This window comes from Companilactobacillus bobalius, assembly GCF_002179915.1.
In the GTDB taxonomy this organism is placed as follows: domain Bacteria; phylum Bacillota; class Bacilli; order Lactobacillales; family Lactobacillaceae; genus Companilactobacillus; species Companilactobacillus bobalius.
Genome location: NZ_MYFM01000001.1, coordinates 521,879 through 538,126, shown reverse-complemented (window position 1 = coordinate 538,126; position 16,248 = coordinate 521,879). Strand labels below are relative to the sequence as shown.

At 36.4% G+C, this 16,248-nt stretch carries 16 protein-coding genes; 12 read left to right on the top strand and 4 right to left on the bottom strand.

Going from position 1 to position 16,248, the window contains the following annotated elements:
* The first annotated feature begins 33 nt into the window (after positions 1 to 33).
* The 12 genes from ileS to recD2 all read left to right on the top strand — a co-directional run bounded on the left by ileS (position 34) and on the right by recD2 (position 12,590).
* A complete protein-coding gene (gene ileS / locus LKACC16343_RS02565) occupies positions 34 to 2,811 on the top strand; it encodes an isoleucine--tRNA ligase (RefSeq protein WP_056952057.1) in 2,778 nt (925 codons plus the stop codon).
* A 12-nt stretch (positions 2,812 to 2,823) separates the two neighbouring features.
* On the top strand, positions 2,824 to 3,039 hold the full coding sequence (locus tag LKACC16343_RS02560) for a cold-shock protein (protein WP_054643638.1): 216 nt from the start codon (positions 2,824 to 2,826) through the stop codon (positions 3,037 to 3,039).
* A gap of 39 nt (positions 3,040 to 3,078) precedes the next feature.
* Positions 3,079 to 4,500: an MFS transporter gene (locus tag LKACC16343_RS02555; RefSeq protein WP_056952059.1), complete on the top strand. Its 1,422-nt coding sequence runs from the start codon at positions 3,079 to 3,081 to the stop codon at positions 4,498 to 4,500.
* A complete protein-coding gene (locus LKACC16343_RS02550; RefSeq protein WP_056952061.1) occupies positions 4,493 to 5,062 on the top strand; it encodes an NUDIX hydrolase in 570 nt (189 codons plus the stop codon). The genes LKACC16343_RS02555 and LKACC16343_RS02550 overlap by 8 nt, the downstream gene beginning before the upstream one ends.
* A complete protein-coding gene (locus tag LKACC16343_RS14485) occupies positions 5,063 to 5,350 on the top strand; it encodes a selenoprotein S family protein (RefSeq protein ID WP_056952063.1) in 288 nt (95 codons plus the stop codon).
* Between the two features lie 10 nt (positions 5,351 to 5,360).
* The gene (locus LKACC16343_RS02540) at positions 5,361 to 6,050 is read left to right on the top strand and encodes a 5'-methylthioadenosine/adenosylhomocysteine nucleosidase (RefSeq protein WP_025084729.1); all 690 of its coding nucleotides are present in this window, start codon (positions 5,361 to 5,363) and stop codon (positions 6,048 to 6,050) included.
* A gap of 12 nt (positions 6,051 to 6,062) precedes the next feature.
* Complete coding sequence (locus tag LKACC16343_RS02535) at positions 6,063 to 7,211, top strand: cysteine desulfurase family protein (RefSeq protein ID WP_056952065.1); 1,149 nt, start codon at positions 6,063 to 6,065, stop codon at positions 7,209 to 7,211.
* A 54-nt stretch (positions 7,212 to 7,265) separates the two neighbouring features.
* Positions 7,266 to 7,601, top strand: coding sequence for a hypothetical protein (locus tag LKACC16343_RS02530; protein ID WP_054643633.1), 336 nt, complete (start codon positions 7,266 to 7,268; stop codon positions 7,599 to 7,601).
* A 13-nt stretch (positions 7,602 to 7,614) separates the two neighbouring features.
* Positions 7,615 to 8,733, top strand: a complete 1,119-nt coding sequence (gene mnmA, locus LKACC16343_RS02525) for a tRNA 2-thiouridine(34) synthase MnmA (RefSeq protein WP_054643632.1) — start codon at positions 7,615 to 7,617, stop codon at positions 8,731 to 8,733.
* A gap of 161 nt (positions 8,734 to 8,894) precedes the next feature.
* Positions 8,895 to 9,545 (top strand): histidine phosphatase family protein, encoded by a 651-nt coding sequence (locus LKACC16343_RS02520; protein ID WP_056952067.1) that lies wholly within the window; start codon positions 8,895 to 8,897, stop codon positions 9,543 to 9,545.
* 8 nt (positions 9,546 to 9,553) lie between these two features.
* Positions 9,554 to 10,216, top strand: a complete 663-nt coding sequence (locus LKACC16343_RS02515) for a tetratricopeptide repeat protein (protein ID WP_056952069.1) — start codon at positions 9,554 to 9,556, stop codon at positions 10,214 to 10,216.
* Entirely contained in the window at positions 10,209 to 12,590 is a 2,382-nt protein-coding gene (gene recD2 / locus LKACC16343_RS02510) for an SF1B family DNA helicase RecD2 (protein ID WP_056952071.1), read from the top strand. The genes LKACC16343_RS02515 and recD2 overlap by 8 nt, the downstream gene beginning before the upstream one ends.
* Positions 12,591 to 12,607: 17 nt before the next feature.
* On the opposite strand, the gene LKACC16343_RS02505 is transcribed toward recD2, so the two are convergent.
* The 4 genes from LKACC16343_RS02505 to def all read right to left on the bottom strand — a co-directional run bounded on the left by LKACC16343_RS02505 (position 12,608) and on the right by def (position 16,222).
* Positions 12,608 to 13,561 carry a diacylglycerol/lipid kinase family protein gene (locus LKACC16343_RS02505; RefSeq protein WP_056952970.1) on the bottom strand — a complete coding sequence of 318 codons (954 nt, stop codon included), beginning with the start codon at positions 13,559 to 13,561 and terminating at the stop codon, positions 12,608 to 12,610.
* Between the two features lie 55 nt (positions 13,562 to 13,616).
* The gene (gene rnjA / locus LKACC16343_RS02500; RefSeq protein ID WP_025084722.1) at positions 13,617 to 15,308 is read right to left on the bottom strand and encodes a ribonuclease J1; all 1,692 of its coding nucleotides are present in this window, start codon (positions 15,306 to 15,308) and stop codon (positions 13,617 to 13,619) included.
* A gap of 3 nt (positions 15,309 to 15,311) precedes the next feature.
* A complete protein-coding gene (locus tag LKACC16343_RS02495; RefSeq protein ID WP_025084721.1) occupies positions 15,312 to 15,524 on the bottom strand; it encodes a DNA-directed RNA polymerase subunit epsilon in 213 nt (70 codons plus the stop codon).
* A 137-nt stretch (positions 15,525 to 15,661) separates the two neighbouring features.
* On the bottom strand, positions 15,662 to 16,222 hold the full coding sequence (gene def / locus LKACC16343_RS02490; protein WP_025084720.1) for a peptide deformylase: 561 nt from the start codon (positions 16,220 to 16,222) through the stop codon (positions 15,662 to 15,664).
* Positions 16,223 to 16,248: the final 26 nt, after the last annotated feature.

Below are 16,248 nucleotides of genomic sequence, written 5' to 3'. Positions count from 1 at the left end.
ATGGGTTCTTTTTATTTTAGAAGGGGTGAAAGAATGCGAGTAAAAGATACTCTTAACTTAGGTAAAACTAAGTTCCCAATGCGTGGTAATTTGCCAAACAAGGAAGCTGAATGGCAAAAGGCTTGGGAAGAAAACAAACTTTATGAAAAGCGACAAAAATTAAACGAAGGTAAACCAACCTTTGAATTACTAGATGGACCTCCATTTGCTAATGGTGATATCCATATGGGACATTCACTAAATAAGGTTTCAAAGGATATTATCGTTCGTTACAAATCAATGGACGGATTCCGTTCACCTTATGTTCCTGGTTGGGATACTCATGGTCTTCCAATTGAACAACAAATGGCTAAAAAAGGTGTTAAGCGTAAGGAAATGAGCATGTCTGAATATCGTAAGTTGTGTTACGATTTTGCTCAAGGCGAAGTTAAGAAACAAATGGCTGGTTTCAAACGTTTAGGTATTTCAGCTGATTGGGATCATCCATATATTACTTATCAACCTGAATTTGAAAAGGCTGAACTAGAAATCTTTGGTGAAATGGTTGATAAAGGCTACATTTACCGTGGTAAGAAACCTGTTTACTGGTCACCATCATCTGAATCAACTCTAGCTGAAGCTGAAGTTGAATATAAAGATATCAAATCACCATCAATCTTTGTTGCTTTCAAAGTACGTGATGGTAAGGGTGTAGTTGACAGTGATGCTTCATTCATCATCTGGACAACAACTCCATGGACAATTCCATCTAACGAGGCTATTTGTGTAAATCCTAAATTCATTTATGCAGAAGTTAATGCTGATGGTAAGAAGTACGTCGTTGCTCAAGAAAGAATTCAATTCGTACAAGAACAACTAGGCTGGGAGAATGTTGAAATTCTTAAGACATTTAAAGGTGCTGAACTTGAAGGCTTAACAGCCACACATCCATTTTATGACCGTGAATCAGAATTAATTCTTGGATTCCACGTTACACTTGATGATGGTACTGGTTTAGTTCATACAGCTCCTGGATTTGGTGCTGATGACTTTGTTGTTGGTATGAAATACAAGTTGCCTGTCTTCTCACCAATCGATGCACAAGGCCGTTTCACAGATGAAGTACCAGAATATGAAGGTGTCTTCTACGATGACGCTAATAAGATGATTACTGAACGTATGAAGGAAAATGGTTCACTATTGAAACTTAGTTTCTTCACTCACAGTTATCCTCATGACTGGCGTACAAAGAAACCTGTTATCTTCCGTGCTACACCACAATGGTTTGCTTCAATTGATAAGTTTAGACAACAAATTCTTGATGAAATCGAAAAAATCGACTTCAAACCTGCATGGGGTAAAACACGTCTTTACAATATGATTCGTGACCGTGGTGATTGGGTAATCTCTAGACAACGTGCTTGGGGTGTTCCACTACCAATTTTCTATGCTGAAAATGGCGATCCAATCATGACTAAAGAAACTGTTGACCACGTGGCTGATTTAGTTGGTAAGTATGGTTCTAACGTTTGGTTTGAAAAGGATGCTAAGGACCTACTTCCAGAAGGTTATACTAATCCAGGTAGCCCAAATGGTAAGTTTACTAAGGAAACTGATATTTTGGATGTTTGGTTTGACTCTGGGACAGCTCATTCAGGTGTTGCTAAGACACGTGATAACTTAACATTCCCAGCTGACTTGATTCTTGAAGGTTCTGACCAATATCGTGGTTGGTTCAACTCGATGCTAGTTACTTCTATAGCTGCTTATGGTGTTGCACCATACAAGGCTGTTATGTCACAAGGTTTCACTTTGGACAAAAAAGGCGTTAAGATGAGTAAATCACTTGGAAATGTTATTTCACCAAGTGATATTGAAAGACAATTCGGTGCTGAAATTATCCGCCTTTGGGTTGCTTCAGTTGACTCAAGTTCTGATGTTTCTGTTTCAGTTGATTCATTTAAACAAGTTTCTGAAACATACCGTAAGATCAGAAATACTATCAGATTCATGTTAGCTAACACAACTGACTTTGATCCAAAGACTAATGCTGTTGCATATAGTGATCTTCGTCCAGAAGATAAATATATCAAGGTTAAGTTGAATGACTTAGTTAAGAATGTTTTGGCAGATTATGACAAATATGATTTTGCTGATGTTGAGAAATCAATTGTTAGTTTTATCGTTAATGAAATGTCAACATTCTACTTAGACTTTGCCAAGGATGTTGTTTATATTGATGCCGAAGATTCACATGCTCGTCGTTCAATGCAAACTGTTATCTATGATGTAGTTGTTAAATTAGCTAAGATGTTGACACCAATCTTGCCACATACTATGGAACAAGTTTGGGAGTATCTTAAAGAACCAGAGGATTATGTTCAATTAGCAGAAATGCCAGAAGTTGAAGATATCCCCGATCAAACCGAAATTGAAAGTGATTGGACAACATTTATGGACTTTAGAGACAACGTCTTGAAGTCACTAGAAGTTGCTCGTGCTGACAAGATGATTGGTAAATCACTTGAAGCTAAGGTAACTGTTCATCCAAGTGCTGACTTAAAGGCCGTTCTTGATAAGATTGATAGTAACTTTGGTCAACTATTGATTGTTTCTCAATTTGAACTTTCAGATCAAGAATTAGCAAATGCTGATGAGTATGAACTTGCTGATGTCTTAGTTGAAAAAGCTCAAGGAGACGTTTGTCAAAGATGTCGTATGATCAAGACTGACGTTGGTAGTGATAGTAATTATCCAACATTCTGTGCTAGATGTGCTAAGATTGTTGCTGAAGAGTATCCAGAAACAAAGACTGAGGGCTTTGATGATTAGGAATGGTGACTAATGTTCACAGGAAAAATAGTAAGGTTCAATAAGGACCGTGGTTTTGGCTTTATAAATAATGGAGAAGAAGATATTTTCTTCTTTGCAGACTCAATTCTTAACCGTGAGGACTTTTATATTGAAAAAGGTCTCGATGTTACTTTTGAGATTGCACCTGGTTATAAAGGGCCACAAGCTGTTAATATTAATATTAAAAAAGAAGAAAGCGCTGAATAGTGCTTTCTTTTTCTTTGAAAAGAAAATAGGAGAAGAAATATGGACGAGCAAGCAAATCCAAGAAGATGGATGATTTTGATCTCGGTTGGTATTTTTACTTTAATGGCAACGCTTGACGGTTCGATAGTGAATATAGCCTTGCCAGTCATCAGTAAGAATTTGAATATTGAAATGAATATGGCTGAGTGGATCGTTTCTATTTACCTAGTCACAATTTGTATTTTTTTATTGATGTTTGGAAAAATAGCTGACTCAATCGGTAAAATAAAAGTATTTAAAATCGGTTCGGTAATGTTCATTATTGGTTCTATCGTTTGTGGATTGAGCAATAATCTAGTGATGTTGTTAGTAGGTAGAGTAGTCCAAGCTATTGGTGCTTCAATGGCCATGGCTACCAATAATGGTATTATTACTGAAACCTTTCCATTGCGAGAGCGTGGTTATGCTCTAGGTTACATTGGTTCATTTGTTTCTATCGGTGCAATTGCCGGACCGGGAATCGGTGGTTTGATCCTGGGTCATTTCCACTGGAGTTACATTTTTTGGATCAATATTCCAATTGGTTTAGTGGCGTTGATTCTAGGCTATATTAATTTGCCTAAGTCTGAAAAAACTAATCCGGTTAAATTTGATAAAACTGGCTTTGCAGCATATTTTGTAACATTGTTACTGTTCTTTGGAGCTATCTTTATTGGTCAATCGATTGGGTTCACCAATCCTTATATTATCGTTGCCTTTATAGCTGCAATAATTTTCTTTGGAATCTTCTTAATGATTGAGAAAAAAGTCGCCAATCCGATGATTGAATTAAGAATTTTTAGTAACCACAATTTTACGTTAGGGCTAGTAGCAGGATTCTTTATTTTTGTTACTAATTTCTTCTTCAACGTGATATCGCCATTTTATTTGGAGAATGCTTTAGGTATTGCTGCTTCAACAGCAGGTTATATCTTGATGGCTTTTCCACTAGTACAGGTTGTAGTTGCGCCTATTTCTGGTAAAATATCAGCAAAGGTTAATCCAATTGTCTTAACGATTGTTGGTTTAGTCGTGATTGAATTGGCTCAATTAGGATATTTAGTTTTTAGTCTGAAAACAGAGATCTGGTTTATCTTATTGTGTATTGGGTTAAATGGCTTGGGTAATGGTTTGTTCCAAGCACCAAATAATACAATGATCATGAGTTCAGTTGAAACTAAAGATTTAGGAATTGCTGGCGGTTTGAATGCCTTATCACGTAATTTAGGTATGATAATCGGAGTTTCAGTTTCTACGACAGTTCTATTTTTATCGATGAGTAAATTCTATGGTAGGTCAGTCACTACTTACGTTGAAGGCAGACCTGATATTTTTATTGACGGGATGCGTGTTACAATGTCATTTGCAGTAGTTATTTGCTTAATTGCAATTGTGATGTCAGTCGTAAGATTAATAAAGTCAGGAAGGTCAAGTAATGAGTAAAGAAGATTCAAGATATTATGAAGAGATTGTTGCTAAGAAGAGAATGTTCGGAGGCAAGATTTTTGACGTTGATGTAGAGCAAGTTGTTTTGCCAAACGGAATCCCTGATATTCGTGAAGTGGTGCAACATCATGGAGCTGTGGCAATTATTCCATTCACTAGCGATGGTAAGATGGTCTTTGTCAGACAGTGGCGTACACCTTTAGAACAAGAAACTTTAGAAATTCCTGCCGGTAAAATTGATGAGGACGAGGGTAGCGACTTGAAAGAAGTTGCCCTACGTGAGATGGATGAAGAATTAGGATTGACAACTGATAATCTTGAAAAGGTAACTGCTTTCTTTGCCAGTCCTGGATATTCAAATGAGAAGTTAACGGTTTTCAAGGCAACTGATTTGAAGAAAGTTGAATTCAAACGCCCACTAGATCCAGATGAATTCTTAAATGTAGAGGAATTAACTTTAGCTGAAGCTAAAGAACAAATTGCCAAAGGAGTTATTTGTGATTCCAAATCAATCTACGCAGTTACTTACTGGGAATTAATGGAAGCAAAGGAAAAATAAATGTTTTCTAAATTGAAAGATTTTTATCATTCAAAGACTAAATCGGCTGATCAACCGCAGACAGTAGTACGTGCTGATCAGATTGAACAACAACAAGAAAAGATGCGTATGCAAGAACGTCGTCGAGCCGAACAAGAGTATGCAAGACAACATTCTGAGCAAATTATCGAAGAAAAAATGCAATCTTTTGATAATAAGACAAATCGTTTGAAAAAAAAGCTAAATATTGCCATTATTACAGTATTCGGCCTAATTATCTTAGTGTTTTTAATATTATTTTTTATTTGAGGAGTAAAGTATGAAAATTGGCGTAATCGTTCCAATGGAAGAAGAAATCAAATTAATGAAAGAATCTTTAACTGATGTTAAAAAAGATTCTGTAGCTGGAGTAGATATTACGATCGGTAATTATAAAGATCATCAAGTTTATCTAGCTCAAAGTGGAATTGGTAAAGTACAAGCAGGAATGACAACGACAATTATCAATGAACGTTACCAACCAGATTTTATTGTTAATACAGGTTCAGCTGGTGGTATCGGTGAAGGTTTACATATCGGTGATGTTGTTATTTCAGACAAAATGGCTTATCACGATGTTGATGCAACTGGTTTTGGTTATAAAGTTGGTCAATTACCTCAACAGGAGCTTTACTTTAATGCAGATAAGACTTATGTTGAAAAAATTGCAGCTGCTGCTAAGAGAACTGGCTTAACATCACGTGTTGGTTTGATCGTAACAGGAGACCAATTTATTGACGCAGCTGAAAAAATTGCTACAATTAAAAAGTCATTCCCAGATGCTTTAGCATCTGAAATGGAAGGTGCAGCTGTGGCTCAAGTCTGTACACAATTCAAGACACCGTTCGTTGTTATTCGTTCAATGAGTGATGTTGGTGACGAAAGTGCTAGTGTAAACTTTGACGAATTTGTTTTACAAGCCGGACGCAAATCAGTAACAATGTTGCTGAACTTTTTAGACCAAGAATAGAGGGGATTTATTGTGGCATTTGTTTATTTAGATAATGCTGCTACGACACCAATGGCTACATCTGTAGTCGATGTGATCAGCGACCAAATGGCAAACAATTTTGGTAATGCTTCTGCTACCAATTATTTTGGACGCCAAGCTCGTAAAGTTTTAGATGAAAATCGGCATGTAATTGCTCAAAGTATCAATGCAAAAGATTCAGAAGTAGTCTTTACAAGTGGTGGTACCGAAAGTGATAATACGGCTGTCATTGAAACAGCTTTATCTAGACAAAAATTAGGAAAACATATTATAACAACAGCGATTGAACACGAAGCTATCTTGAAACCATTAGCCTACTTGGAATCACTTGGCTTTGAAGTTACTTATCTTAAACCTAATGAACGTGGCGAAGTCACTGTTCAACAAGTTAAAGATGCCTTACGTGACGATACTATTTTAGTAACGATTATGTATGGTAATAATGAAGTAGGTTCAATGAATCCTATTAAAGAAATTGGTGAATTATTAAAAGATCATCAAGCCTTTTTCCATACGGATGCTGTGCAGGCTTATGGCATGGAAGATATTGATGTCAAAGCTGAACATATTGATATGCTTTCAACATCAGCACATAAAATCAATGGTCCTAAGTTTATCGGCTTTTTATATATTAATGACGATATTCATATTCCATCTTTTGTTAAAGGTGGCGATCAAGAAACTAAACGCCGTGCAGGAACGGAAAATGTGCCTGCTATCGCTGGTTTCGCTAAGGCAGTACAATTGATTACTCCTGATGAAAAGAAAGCTCGTCAGACACGTTATTTTGGTTTCAAACAGAAGATTCAAGAAATTTTAAAGGAAAACAACATTCCTTTTGGAATCAATGGACCTACTGACAGTCATGCTTTGAATCATGTAATGAACTTGTATTTGCCCGGTGTTGATCGTGGAGTCTTGTTGACTCGCTTGGATCTTGAAGGGTTTGCTATTTCTGGTGGTTCTGCATGTACAGCCGGTAGTTTGGAACCTTCACATGTCTTAGTAGCAATGTTTGGCGAGGATAGTCCTAAGATCAATGATTCAGTACGAATCAGTTTTGGTAAGGACAATACTGAAGCTGAAATTGTTAAATTTACAAATAAGTTAGTAGATATCGTTTCCGACTTGACTAATTAATTAATTTTATTCAAACTTATAATTAATAATGATTATTTATAAGGGATGATAAATATGGATAAAAAACAAGCTCAAGTACTTGGAGATCAAGAGATTTATGAATTGAGTTCTGAGGTTAAACGTTATTCACTAATGGATAGTGGTTTTAAAGAAACTAACAAAGGTGGTTTCCGTTTGGAACATCCACTTAATGGAACTTCTCCATATGCAGCTAGATTTTTTGTTAAAGCTGTTGTTAGTAAAGATTTAGATAGTTTGAAGCTATCAATTACCGATAAAAGCGGTATGCACAATATTAATATCTTCAAATTGAAGGATTCCGAAGAAGAAATCAAAGATTATAGATATTTAATGGACTTTTTGAAAGAAAAAAACGTATTAGCAAAATAAATGAGGTTTTAAAATGGATAATAAGAAGAAGCGTGTTGTAGTAGGTATGAGTGGTGGCGTTGACTCGTCAGTTAGTGCACTTCTTTTGAAACAACAAGGCTACGAGGTTATCGGAGTATTTATGAAGAACTGGGATGACTCAGATGACTCCGGTGTATGTACTGCAACTGAGGATTATGAAGATGTTGCTAAGGTTGCCAACAAGATTGGTATTCCTTACTACTCAGTTAATTTTGAGAAGGAATACTGGGACCGTGTTTTCCAATATTTCTTAGCAGAGTATCGTAAGGGTAGAACTCCTAATCCTGACGTTATGTGTAACAAAGAGGTTAAGTTCAAGGCTTTCTTGGATTATGCCAACAAACTAAATGCTGACTATATTGCAATGGGTCACTATGCTCAATCATTCCGCGATGACAATGGCGTTGTTCATTTGTTACGTGGTGGTGATGCTAACAAGGATCAAACTTACTTCCTAAGTACTGTTCAACAAGATCAACTTCAAAAGGCTTTGTTCCCAATTGGTGGTATGCAAAAGTCAGAGGTTCGTCGTATTGCTGAAGAGGCTGGTTTGTCTACAGCTAAGAAGAAGGACTCAACTGGTGTATGTTTCATCGGTGAGAGAAACTTCCGTAAGTTCTTGAGTGAGTTCTTGCCTGCACAACCTGGTAAGATGATGACACCTGCTGGTGAGATTAAGGGTGATCATGCTGGTTTGATGTATTACACAATCGGTCAAAGATCAGGTCTTGGTATTGGTGGTAACGGTAAGTCTAACGAGCCTTGGTTCGTTGTTGGTAAGGATATGAAGAAGAATGTTCTTTATGTTGACCAAGGATATGATAATCCTAGATTATATGCTGATCATCTAGAGGCTTCAGATCTTTCATTTATCACAGGCTTAGATTATGGCGATACTTTCCATGCCACAGCTAAGTTCAGATATCGTCAACAGGATACTGGCGTTACAGTTCACGTTTTAGGTGATGGTAAGGTTAATGTTGAGTTCGATAATCCAGTTCGTGCTATCACACCGGGACAAGAAGTTGTCTTCTATGATGGCGAGGAGTGCCTTGGTGGTGCTACTATCGATGCTGCTTACATGGCTGCAAAGAAGTTACAATACATTTAATGATAAAAAATAGACATCTGTTAGAGGTTGTATACACATGAATAATATGTGTGCATCTTTAATAGGTGTTTTTTATTTTCTGTAAAAATTGGGCTTAACTTGAAAAAAGATACTAAAAAATCCATAATTGTAATTAATTAACTTTGTAAGGTGAGAGAAAAATGGAATTGTATTTTGTCAGACATGGAAAGACCCAATGGAATTTAGAGGGAAAATATCAGGGTGGACATGGGGATTCACCTTTGTTGTCAGAAAGCTTGCATGATATTGGTTTGTTAGCTAAACGTCTGGAAGATGTGGAAATTGATCATATGTATTCAAGTCCACTTCCACGTGCTAAAACAACAGCTGAAACTTTGATTAAAGATTTACATCGTGACGTTGACTTGACCATTGTTGATGATTTACGAGAATTTGACTTAGGTATTATGGAAGGTCGTAAGTTTTCAGAGTTAGAACGTGAGATGCCAGAAGTTATTTATGCTTTTAGACATCAACCTAAAGACTATGATTATGATTTGATTCGTGGGGAATCTTTTGAAGAGGTGGCTCAAAGAACCACCGGCGCTGTACAAAGAATTGTTGAGGCTAACCACGAAAAAGGTAGTGTTGTGATTGTTAGTCACGGTGCTGCATTAGTTACGATGATTCAGTCATTATTAGGAACAAATGTTGACGATATTAGAAAAGATGGTGGATTGTCAAATACAAGTTTGACCCATTTACAATATAAAGATGGCCAATATAATTTGGTCGAATGGAATGAAACAGGATACTTACATAAGAAACTAGAGAGTTCCGATACGATTTGAGGTATTAGATGGATAAAAAAGCAGAAAAATTATTTAACGATGGCAATAAACAAGAAGCAATTAAATTACTAGTTGCTGATTTGAATAAGAATCCTAAACAATTGTCAGAAATTTTACAATTATCAACTTATTTAGTGCAATCTGAAGACTTGGAGCAGGCTGAAGAACTCTTAGCTCGCTCCTTAGAAATGTTTAAGGATAATCAAGATTTACTTTATAATTTGGGAAATGTTTATTACTTGGCCGATAAGTATGATAAAGCTAATCAGATTTTTCAAAATTTGATTGATGATAACTATGCTTTTGAAGCTTATTTTATGATGGCTAAAACGCTGGATCAGCAAGGGAAACGTCAATTAGCAATTATGTATGCTTTGACAGCTGCTGAAAAAGCTCCCAAAGATTTACAAGCTAATGAATTATTAGCCGATTTATTGCTCGCTAACGGTAATTTTGAAGAGGCCTTAGGATTTTACAAGACAGCTAATGAAATCCAGCCAGAGGCTAAGCATTACTTTAATATGGCATTGTGTGCGATGAATCTTAAGCAAGACTATCAAAATTATTTAAATGAGTCTAAAAAGCTAGATCAGGACTATTATTTGAAACACGAAAAGAAATTAGCCGATTTACAAGAATTTATCAAACAACAAGGAGAGAAGAATGACTGAAAGTGATAAGCAGTATTTTGTCGGTACCGTTAAAGCCATTTTCTTCGAGAACCCTGAGAATTTATTCAAAATTTTTACGATTAAGATTAAAAAGACCAATACAGATTGGGATGCTAATGATATTGTCGTAACTGGTAGTTTTGGTGAGATTTCAGAGGAAGAGGAATATCGTTTTGAAGGCAATATGGTTGACCATCCAAAATACGGTAAACAATTTCAAGCCACTTCTTATAAACGTAGTCGTCCCAGCGGACGTAAAGAACTGATTAGTTTCTTCTCTAGCGATGAATTTCCCGGTATTGGTAAAAAGAAGGCTGAGAAGATTGTTGATGAACTAGGGGAGAATGCAATAGATAAAATTTTGCAGGATCCTCACGCTCTAGATTTTTTGAAGCTAGGTGAAGAAAAAACTAATAACATTGTTGAACAGATTTCTAAGAACCATTTGACGGAACAAGTTTTGTACCAATTGAATAACTATGGCTTTGGTACTACTTTGAGTGCTCGTATTTTTCAAAAATATGGTGCTCAGACATTGGATAAGATTACAGAAGATCCATATCAATTAGTTTTAGACGTTAAGGGTGTCGGGTTTAAACGTGCTGATGAATTGGCTAAACGTTTGGGTATTACAGGCGATGATCCTCGAAGAATTAAGGGTGCATTGATACAAATGGTTAGTTTGATTATCAATGAAACCGGTGATACTTTTGTGTCTCAAGATGACCTGATCAAACGAGCAAGTGGTGTTTTGAATGCTAATTCGACTCCAGACTTGAACAAAAAATTATTGTCAGGGTTGAAAAAATTAGTCAATGATGGAGCGCTGGCAGTTGAGGATGGACATGTTTACGAAAAGAGTCTATCTGACAGTGAATGGTCAATTGCTCAATCACTCAAAATGATTACTGATACTTTCAAGGGTGTGGAATGGACTAAGCACGAATTCAAAAAAGAATTGAAGCACGTGGAGAAGACTTTTAAAGTTCAATATGATGAATCACAGGAAAAGGCTATTGAACAGTCGTTGACTCATTCAATTTTTCTCTTAACTGGTGGTCCTGGAACTGGTAAAACTACTATCATTAATGCCATTGTGTCGTCTTATGCCAAATTAAATGATGCAACACTTGATCCTAGTTCAGAGGATTACGCAATTGCTTTAGCTGCGCCAACTGGTCGAGCTGCTAAACACATGGGTGAGTCTACTGGCTTACCGGCAATGACCATTCATCGCTTATTAGGTTTAACGGGAACTGAGGATGATGAGTTTGCGGAGCCAACTTTAGATTGTAAACTCCTGATCATTGATGAGATGTCTATGGTTGATACAAAACTTTTTAGAACGCTGATCAATGCAGTTCAACCGGGAACACAAGTTGTTCTGGTAGGGGATAAGGATCAGTTGCCATCAGTAGGACCAGGACAGGTCTTTTCAGATTTGATCAATAGTGATGCTTTCCCAACAACAATTTTGAATGAAATTCACCGTCAAGATGAGGATTCAACTATTATCCAATTGGCACATGATATCAATGAAGGTATTATTGATGACGCTATTTTTCAAAATAAAGCCGATCGAAGTTTTATTAATTGCAATAGTCGTAATGTTCCCGAAGTTTTGTCCCAAATTATCAGTAAATCTGGGGACCGTGGCTTTGATATTGCTGATGTTCAAGTTTTGGCACCAATGTATCGTGGTCAGGCAGGGATTGATAATTTGAACGTTGTCATTCAAAACGTTGTGAATCCAATGGCACCTAAACGCAAAGAAGTTTCCGTTGGTAATACGAAGTATCGAATTAATGACAAAGTCGTTTATTTGGTCAATACTCCAGAAGATAATGTTTTTAATGGTGAGATTGGTAAAATAGTCGGAATAATTTTAGCTAAAGAGAACACTGATCATGTTGATAAATTAATTATTGATTTTGATGGGAATGAAGTCTCATTGGATCGCAAAGATTGGCTTAATATTTCTTTGGCTTACTGTACATCGATTCATAAAGCACAAGGTTCTGAGTTTGAAATGGTTATTTTGCCATTGGTTAATGAGGAGTCAAGGATGTTACGTCGTAATTTGTTATATACAGCGGTAACTCGTTCGAGACGTCTTTTAATTATGGTTGGTGATCGTTCAGCATTTGAAAGATCAATTCGTGATCAATCGAATGAACGTCAAACAACATTAAAGGAACGAATCTTTGCTACTTTTAAAATTAAACCTAAAAAAGAGGAAACTGAAGAAGAGGAAATTCTAGAACCAAAGGATTATCATTTAACTTTGGATATGGTAATGAACAATTCCATAGATCCAATGATAGGTATGGATGATGTAACTCCATATAGTTTTCTCGAAAAAAATAACGCTTAGTGTGACTTGTAATCACATTAAGCGTTATTTTTTATGGGCAACCAAAATGGATGTTGGCTGGTTTCAAAATTAAAGTCAAATTCGTGTTGACTTAATTCTTCACCATCCATTTGACCATGTTGTTTGGTGTAATTCTTTAGCTCAAACTGTTCAGTTTCAATGTGCCAAACGTTTTTATCCTGTAGGTGTGAGCCGTTTGTCAATAATCTGGTCAGCAATCTAACAAGTTTTGGTGTACTGATCTTCTTAACTACTACTAAATTCAAATGATGATTAAAGGGAGTAGCAGTAGGATCAATAGCAAAGCCACCACCAAAATAGGGATGATTAGTAGCAACAACGACATAAGCAGAATCAAAGTGCTTTTGATGTTGTTGATAATTGACGTCCAGTCCAAAAGCTTTCTGACGTTTGAGTACTTTTAACAGATTAGTGAAATAGGAGAGGGTTCCTAATCCTAAATTGTTGAGAAGCTCTTTTCTTTCTGAATGATTAGTGTAATAGACGGTACTGGCATCAAAACCGATTCCGATATTGTTGATGAAATAATGAGAAAATGTTTTGCTAGTAGCTTTCCCAACATCAATCATTCGCGGTTTTTTTAAAGAGAGAATAGCTTGCATTAAAATGACCGGATCTTTAGTCTTTAATTTAATACCACGACAAAAGTCATTACCGGAACCACCGGGAATATAGCCTAAAGCAGTATCGGGATAGTTAGAGGATTTAACACCGTTGACAGCTTGGTTTAAAGTACCATCGCCACCGATGACGACAATTTTATTATCTTGATGCAGATCAGCTAATTGTTTAGCAATTCTTTGACCGTCTCCATCACATTTAGTTAAATGAATTTCATACGAAATGTCTATTTGTTTTAGAAAGTCCGTAACTTTGTTGCAGGCCTTTTGAGCACGTCCACTTCCAGCATGATGATTTAAAATTATTTCGATTTTTTCAGTTTTTTCCATTTTGTAACCCTTTAAATAAAAAAAGTAGATCAAGTGATCTACTTTAAAATTGAATTTAGATTGAAGTTCCAATAAGCATTGGAAGGATAACAGGATTTCTCTCTGTACGTTTGTAAAGGAATTCTTGTAATCCTTCAATAATAACTCGTTTAAGAATTGCTTCAGTTACTTTATTTTCGTCATCGTCAAAAGCATTCTTGATCAAATGGAAGACACGTTTTTGTGCTTGATTGATCAATTCGCCTGATTCACGCATATAAACGAAACCACGTGAAAGAATATCAGGACCAGCTAGAACGATGTGCTTTTGATAATCAATAGTTGCTACAACAACGACCATTCCTTCTTCTGAAAGAACTTGACGATCATGAATAACAACATTACCAATATCACCAACACCCTTACCATCGACGTAGACGTCGCCAGCAGGGAAGTGACCTGCAACTCGAGCATTATCCTTAGTTAAAGCTAAGACATCACCATTTTCCAAAAGGAATGAATGATCTTGAGGAACATCACACAAAGCAGCAAGCTCAGTGTGAATCTTCAACATACGATATTCACCGTGAATTGGCATAAAGAACTTAGGTTTCATCAAGCGAAGCATCAACTCTTGTTCCTCTTGACCACCATGTCCTGAAGCATGGATATTATTAACTTTACCATGAATAACTTCAGCACCAGCTTCTGATAATTGGTTAATCAAATGGTTAACACTGATAGTATTACCAGGAATTGGATTACTTGAGAAGATAACAGTATCTCCAGGTTGAATAGTAATCTGTCTGTGTGTTCCGTTAGCAATACGACTCAATGCGGCTAATGGTTCACCTTGTGATCCGGTACAAAGAATCAAAGTCTCATTTGCGGGTGTTTGGTTCAAAGCATGTGGATCAATTAACATATCATCAGAAATATTAAGGTAACCAAGTTCACGACCATTTTCAATTGCTTGTTCCATACTTCGTCCGAAGACAGCAATCTTACGTCCTTGTTGGATAGCTGCATCAACAGCCTGCGAGATACGATAAATATTAGAAGCAAAGGTAGCAAAGATAATTCTGCCACTGATAGTTTCAAATATTTGATGAATCGTCAAACCAACTGAACGTTCAGATTTTGAAAATGTAGGAATTTCAGCATTTGTACTATCTGATAGTAAACATAAGACACCTTTTTGACCTAAGGCAGCCATCTTTTGTAAGTTAGGTGATGGTAAACCAGCAACTGGAGTCAAATCAAATTTGAAATCACCAGTTTCAACGATGATGCCTTGTGGCGTATGGACAGCAACACCCAAGGTATCAGGAATAGAGTGGGTAGTTCTGAAGAAGGAAACACTTGTCTTAGGGAATTTGATAACATCATCTTCATGCAAGACATGCATTTCTGTAGTTCTTAACAATCCGTGTTCTTCCAATTTACCCTTGATCAATGCACATGCCAATGGACCGGCGTAAACAGGGATATTTGGAAGTTGTTGGAGAAGATAAGGAATACCACCAATGTGGTCTTCGTGACCATGAGTGATAAATAATCCTTTGATCTTGTCCTTATTTTCTACTAAGTAACTGTAGTCGGAAATGACGTAGTCAATTCCAAGAAGTTCATCTTCAGGAAACTTAATTCCGGCATCAATTACAATCAGTTCGTCTTGATACTGAACTCCGTACATATTTTTACCGATTTCACCAAGGCCCCCGATGGCAAAAACGGCAACTTCATTATTTTTAACTTTAAATGACATTAACTAAAACTCCGTTAATTTAAACTCAGGACTCTTTTTCTCGTACTCCAAATGCTTTTCGTCGAGTTCCTGAATAAATTCAATGTTATAGTCGGTATTCTTTTCAACTGCTTCACGTACAGCAATGCTTGATTCAGCATCCATGTATAGTGAATGTGTAAATTCACGACGGGGGTTATCTAGTTCGCTTGTTTGATATAAAACTTTATAAATCAATATAAATTTCTCCTTTAAATCGAATTAAATGAAACAGGTCAGTTTCATTTGACGTTTTTTCTAGTCCATTTGTGCGTTAATCAATAGATAGCACAATTCTACCATATATAAAATAGTAAGTATACTTGAAGGCTGTATTAAGAAATTACAACAGTACTTGGATCAAGTGTAAATGGTTCTTTTTTGTCGATCTTGTCGTAATATAGGTGACCATTTAAATGATCGATTTCATGTTGACAAACGATAGCAGGGTAACCTTTAACACGTAGTGTTTGAGAATTACCTTCAAAATCATCATATTTAATAGTAATACGATCAGCACGTGGTACGAATCCTGGAACGTCTTTATCAACTGAAAGGCAACCTTCACCTTCAGACAAGGCAGCCTTTTGAACTGAGTTTCTGACAATAACAGGATTGATCAGAGTGATTTTAAGAAGAGGTTTGTCAGGATCTTCTTCATTTGGTACTAAAACAGCAGCCATCATTTCTGAAACACCAACTTGAGGAGCAGCCAAACCGACACCAGCACGTAATTGGTGCTTTTCAGCATATTCTTCATCTTGACTCTTAACGAGATATTCCATCATATTAGCGGCTAAAGCTTTGTCTTCATCGCTTAATGGGAATTTAACATCTGCTGCAACTTTTCTTAAAACGGGATCGCCATCACGGACGATATCTTTCATAAAATACATAGTTTCCTCCGAATGTTTAATTGTAT

What these genes read in the sequence shown, in the direction of transcription:
- LKACC16343_RS02560 (WP_054643638.1), top strand. Translation starts at nt 2,824, where the DNA reads ATGTTCACAGGAAAAATAGTAAGGTTCAATAAGGACCGTGGTTTTGGC.
- LKACC16343_RS02550 (WP_056952061.1), top strand. Translation starts at nt 4,493, where the DNA reads ATGAGTAAAGAAGATTCAAGATATTATGAAGAGATTGTTGCTAAGAAG.
- rnjA (WP_025084722.1), bottom strand. Translation starts at nt 15,308, where the DNA reads ATGTCATTTAAAGTTAAAAATAATGAAGTTGCCGTTTTTGCCATCGGG.
- LKACC16343_RS02520 (WP_056952067.1), top strand. Translation starts at nt 8,895, where the DNA reads ATGGAATTGTATTTTGTCAGACATGGAAAGACCCAATGGAATTTAGAG.
- ileS (WP_056952057.1), top strand. Translation starts at nt 34, where the DNA reads ATGCGAGTAAAAGATACTCTTAACTTAGGTAAAACTAAGTTCCCAATG.
- LKACC16343_RS02530 (WP_054643633.1), top strand. Translation starts at nt 7,266, where the DNA reads ATGGATAAAAAACAAGCTCAAGTACTTGGAGATCAAGAGATTTATGAA.
- def (WP_025084720.1), bottom strand. Translation starts at nt 16,222, where the DNA reads ATGTATTTTATGAAAGATATCGTCCGTGATGGCGATCCCGTTTTAAGA.
- LKACC16343_RS14485 (WP_056952063.1), top strand. Translation starts at nt 5,063, where the DNA reads ATGTTTTCTAAATTGAAAGATTTTTATCATTCAAAGACTAAATCGGCT.
- mnmA (WP_054643632.1), top strand. Translation starts at nt 7,615, where the DNA reads ATGGATAATAAGAAGAAGCGTGTTGTAGTAGGTATGAGTGGTGGCGTT.
- recD2 (WP_056952071.1), top strand. Translation starts at nt 10,209, where the DNA reads ATGACTGAAAGTGATAAGCAGTATTTTGTCGGTACCGTTAAAGCCATT.
- LKACC16343_RS02505 (WP_056952970.1), bottom strand. Translation starts at nt 13,561, where the DNA reads ATGGAAAAAACTGAAAAAATCGAAATAATTTTAAATCATCATGCTGGA.
- LKACC16343_RS02540 (WP_025084729.1), top strand. Translation starts at nt 5,361, where the DNA reads ATGAAAATTGGCGTAATCGTTCCAATGGAAGAAGAAATCAAATTAATG.
- LKACC16343_RS02515 (WP_056952069.1), top strand. Translation starts at nt 9,554, where the DNA reads ATGGATAAAAAAGCAGAAAAATTATTTAACGATGGCAATAAACAAGAA.
- LKACC16343_RS02555 (WP_056952059.1), top strand. Translation starts at nt 3,079, where the DNA reads ATGGACGAGCAAGCAAATCCAAGAAGATGGATGATTTTGATCTCGGTT.